Origin of the sequence: Streptomyces sp. NPDC058964 (assembly GCF_042741275.1) — a bacterium.
GTDB lineage: Bacteria > Actinomycetota > Actinomycetes > Streptomycetales > Streptomycetaceae > Streptomyces.
The window spans coordinates 2,184-6,025 of the sequence record NZ_JBHYKH010000400.1; the positions used below are offsets into that span (position 1 = coordinate 2,184).

Annotated in this window: 4 protein-coding genes; 2 read left to right on the forward strand and 2 right to left on the reverse strand. The window is 73.7% G+C overall.

All coding sequences use genetic code 11. The features are described 5' to 3' along the window. Window positions 1–143: 143 nt before the first annotated feature. Together tap and ACFW2E_RS34655 are read right to left on the reverse strand one after the other, a co-directional pair. Window positions 144–2,468: a telomere-associated protein Tap gene (gene tap, locus ACFW2E_RS34650; RefSeq protein ID WP_384472246.1), complete on the reverse strand. Its 2,325-nt coding sequence runs from the start codon at window positions 2,466–2,468 to the stop codon at window positions 144–146. A gap of 16 nt (window positions 2,469–2,484) precedes the next feature. Beyond that, window positions 2,485–2,877 carry a hypothetical protein gene (locus ACFW2E_RS34655; RefSeq protein WP_384472250.1) on the reverse strand — a complete coding sequence of 131 codons (393 nt, stop codon included), beginning with the start codon at window positions 2,875–2,877 and terminating at the stop codon, window positions 2,485–2,487. Between the two features lie 148 nt (window positions 2,878–3,025). On the opposite strand from ACFW2E_RS34655, the gene tgmA reads away from it, so the two are divergent. Together tgmA and ACFW2E_RS34665 are read left to right on the forward strand one after the other, a co-directional pair. Beyond that, entirely contained in the window at window positions 3,026–3,217 is a 192-nt protein-coding gene (gene tgmA / locus ACFW2E_RS34660) for a putative ATP-grasp-modified RiPP (protein WP_263205316.1), read from the forward strand. A 15-nt stretch (window positions 3,218–3,232) separates the two neighbouring features. After that, window positions 3,233–3,842, forward strand: a 610-nt coding sequence (locus tag ACFW2E_RS34665) for an MvdC/MvdD family ATP grasp protein (protein WP_384472253.1), incomplete at its 3' end; no start/stop codon positions are given.

Consider the following 3,842-nt stretch of genomic DNA (forward strand, 5'->3'; position numbering starts at 1 on the left):
GTGCGTGGAGCACGGCGGAGGCGACCAGACGATCTCACCGCGCGTGTTCAACGCGCTGCTGTTCGGCCGGGGATACGCGGAGCAGGCCCTCGCGGTCGCCCGGCGGGCCGCGGCGGCATGACCGGGCCCGCGGGGCGGTCCGGCTACTCCCCCGCGTCCGGGGCGTGGATCTGGCCGGACTTGATGTAGCGGGCCAGGTTGAGGTGGTCGCCGTGCTCCTCGCGCAGGCCCTCCGCCCACAGCACGCTCTGGGTGCCCTCGTGCTTGACCATGCCCGGGCTCACGCCGATCCGGAAGCCGCCGGGCAGCGGCTTGCCGTCCTTGTAGGGCAGGAAGTCGAGCGGGGCCGGACCGTCGGAGGCGTACACCGCGCAGTCGGACAGGACCGCCACCGGGTACCGGCCGGTCGCCCGCGCGGTGGCGAGCATCTTGCGGTGCATGTTGATCCGCGCCTTGGAGATGACGGCGGCGCGGATGTCGGGCCGCCAGGTCGGCCGTTCCAGCGCCGGCCATCGTTCCCCCGGGCGCCACCCGGTGCGGGCCCGCTCACGCAGCTTGCCGATGCCGCCCTTGACCGTGGCCTTGATCGCCGCCAGGACGAGGGCCAGTTGCGGGTCACGGTCCTTGTGGCCGTCCATCGCGGCCAGGAACTCCCCGGGTGTCATACCGGTGGTGACGCCGAGGTCGGCCATGGTGGCGATGTACGCGTCGCGCAGCCGGGTGTACCAGGCGTCCAGGTACGGGCCGTGCTCGGGACGGACGTACGCCTCCAGGGGCGCCACCTCGTAGCCGAGTTCCTGCGCGTACGCCACGGTCGGCGTCGCGTACCAGGCCGGACCGAGCGGCGCGTCGCCGTCCGGGGTGAACGGGCTCGGCAGGCGCGGGTCCAGCCGGATGTGGGACAGGTCGACCAGCCAGGAACCGGGAAGCGCCGGGTCGAAGGCGGGGTTGTGCGCGTGGACCGGCGCGCCGAGGCCGACGACGGTGCGGTTGGCCGCGGCCGCGAAGGCCATGTTGACGTCGATCCCGACGAGGTACGGCCGCATGCACTCCTCGTCGGTCAGCGGCCGGGCCCAGTCGTAGGCCTCCTCGCGCAGCACCTCGGACGGGGTGCGCTGGTGGAAGCGCGGCAGGTGGGCGAGGAGCGGGTGTCCGTCGGGGGCCTCGCACGGGGCGCAGTCCACCACCGCGGTCAGGGCGCCCGGGTTGGGGGCCGAGACCCACTGGCCGTCGGCTTCCTTGACCGCGCGGGTGGGCGGGTGCAGCGCGGTCATCAGCTCCAGGCCGGTGACGGCGGTGGAGCCGCGCGGGGTGAGGACCCGGGTGGCGTACGCGCCGAGTACGCGGGCGAGTTCGGCGGGCGGCAGTCCGGCGGCGTCACCCCAGTGCCGGGCGTCCAGGGCGTGCCAGGCGGGGATGCAGAGCTGGACGCAGCTGCGCCGGCCGCCCTGGGCGGGCCGGTAGATACGCGCCCACGGGCCGAATCCGCGCTTGGTGAGCTGCCAGTCGGCCTTCTTCAGCTGCCGGACCACCTTGTGCGACTCGGGGACACGGCCCGCGAGACGCTCCTCGTCGCTCAGCTCGACGGGCAGCCCGTAGCGCTCGCACGCCGCCGCGGTCAGCACGACGAGGGGGTCGGCGTCCTTCCCCGAACGGTGCAGGCGCGGCTGCCCGAGTCTCGCCTCCCCGAGCGTCCACTCCACCAGCGCCGGGAGGGACTTGGCGGGCACGTCGAGGACGAGACCGCCGACGCAGTACGCGGTGACCTCACCGCCGTCCGCGTCGACCACGGCGAGGGGGCCGTGGGCGAAGCGGGGGTCGACCGGGTCGGTGGCGGGGGCGGTGTCGGATGCGTTCCGGGGCGTCCTGGCCGCGCTCCTGCGGGCCGCCGGACGGCGGGACCCGGCGGATGCCCGGGCTTCCCTGCGGGTCCGGCCCGGGTCCCCTTGCCCCGTGGCCGGCTGACCGCCCCCAGGGCCGGGGCGCGCGGCGCCTTCCCCGGTCGACCCCTGCGACGCGCCCGTGCCACCGGCCGCACCCGGCTCGGCGGGCACCTGGCCATCACCCGTGGCCGGCGCTCGATGCACCACAGCCGACTCCTCGGCGGCGGGCGCGCCGTGGGACGGCTGTTCGTCCAGGGCCGGGCCCGCCCCGGGCGCGTGCGGACGTCCGGGACCCTCGCTCGCCGCCGGTGCGGGTGGCGGCGGAGCCGGGTAGCGGTGGGTCAGGCCGTCGAGGAGTCTGCGGTAGGCGTCCAGGCGGTCGCCCCTGGGCTCGGCGCGGCCCGCCTCCCAGGCCTGGATGCTGGGCACGCGTACGCCGAGCGCCTGGGCCACGGCGGCCTGCGTCAGACCGGCCGCCTCGCGCAGCCTCACCCGTTCCCCGGGGGCGGGCAGCACGGTGCCGCCGTCGACGGCGGCGAGCAGTGAGTCGACCGCGGCGAACAGCTCGTCGGGCTGGTCCGTCATTTCCACATCCGTCTTTCTACCGGACGCCCTGGCGGATCTCTTCGAGCCGGGTCGTCAGCCGCTGGTGGCGCTGTGAGGCCGCCTGGGAGGAGTTCAGGCCCTGGGCCCGGGCGATCTGCCGCCAGTCCATGCCCCGGCGCCGCGCCTCCATGACCACCTGGCTCTCCAGCCGGTCCAGTTGGTGCCGCAGTTGCTCGAAGAGACTGAGCGCGGCGCCGACGTCGTCCACGGTCACCTCCGGCACCGGCGCGTCGCCGTCCGCCCGGCCGTGGTCGGCCGCGGCCATCAACCGCCCGAGCAGTGCCGCGTCCCGGGCGACCCGGTGTGCCGGGGCACCGTCGGCGACGGGGTGCTGCGCGAGGGCGGTCAGCCGCCGGCGGGCCTCTTCGTCGCGGGCGTCATGTGCCATGCGGGCATGCTATCTCAGCCATCCAATGGAACAACGTTTTGTTGGTTCCTTAACGGCGACTTAATTCGGCCGAGATTACTCAGAGTAAGGAAACCAACCACCCGTTCGATTCGTATAAGTGCATGGAAGCTTTAAACAGGGAGAGACCATGCAACCGTTCACGCTCAACTACGCGCGCCCCGCAGTGCAGTTGGAAGTCACCGCTCCGTACGCGTACGACTCCGGACTGCAGTTGAACGTGTTTCCCGATGGCCGAATCGCAGCGACCGATCACGCAACGCTAAGGGCGTTGGGGACCACCACCTCCACGGCGGGCTCCAAGACGCACTTCGACGACTGACCGCGAGTCCCGACGATGACCGTGCTCATCCTGACTTCCGACGAGGACGTGACGGCGGACATGGTGGTCCTCCGGCTCAACGAGGCCGGCGTGCCCGTGGTCCGACTCGACCCCGCCGATCTCACCAGCCGGGTCGCCCTCTCGGGCGAATACGTGCAGGGCGCCAGCGGCGGACACCTGTCCGTCGCGGGCCGCCTGGTGAGTATGAACGGCCTGCGCTCCATCTGGGTGCGCAGACCCGGCGTCGCGGCCGCCCGGGCCGCCCAGCCGTCCGCCTGGCTGACCGAGGAGTCCGCCCAGGCGCTGTACGGCATGCTGCGCTGCACCGACGCGCGCTGGATGAACCATCCGGACGCGTCGCAGCGGGCGAGACACAAGCCCTGGCAGCTGCGGCTGGCCCAGCGCAGCGGGCTGCCCGTACCCGCCACATTGATCACGACTTTTCCGCAGGCCGCCCGGGAGTTCGCGGCGCGTTTCCCGGACCTGGTGGTCAAGCCCGTGTCCGGCGCCCACCCGCAGGAACCGCCGCGGGCGGTGCCGACCAGCCGGGTCGCGCCGGACGCCGACTTCTCGGCGGTCGCCGTCGGCCCGACCCTGCTGCAGCGGGGGGGGGCGCCACGGGCGC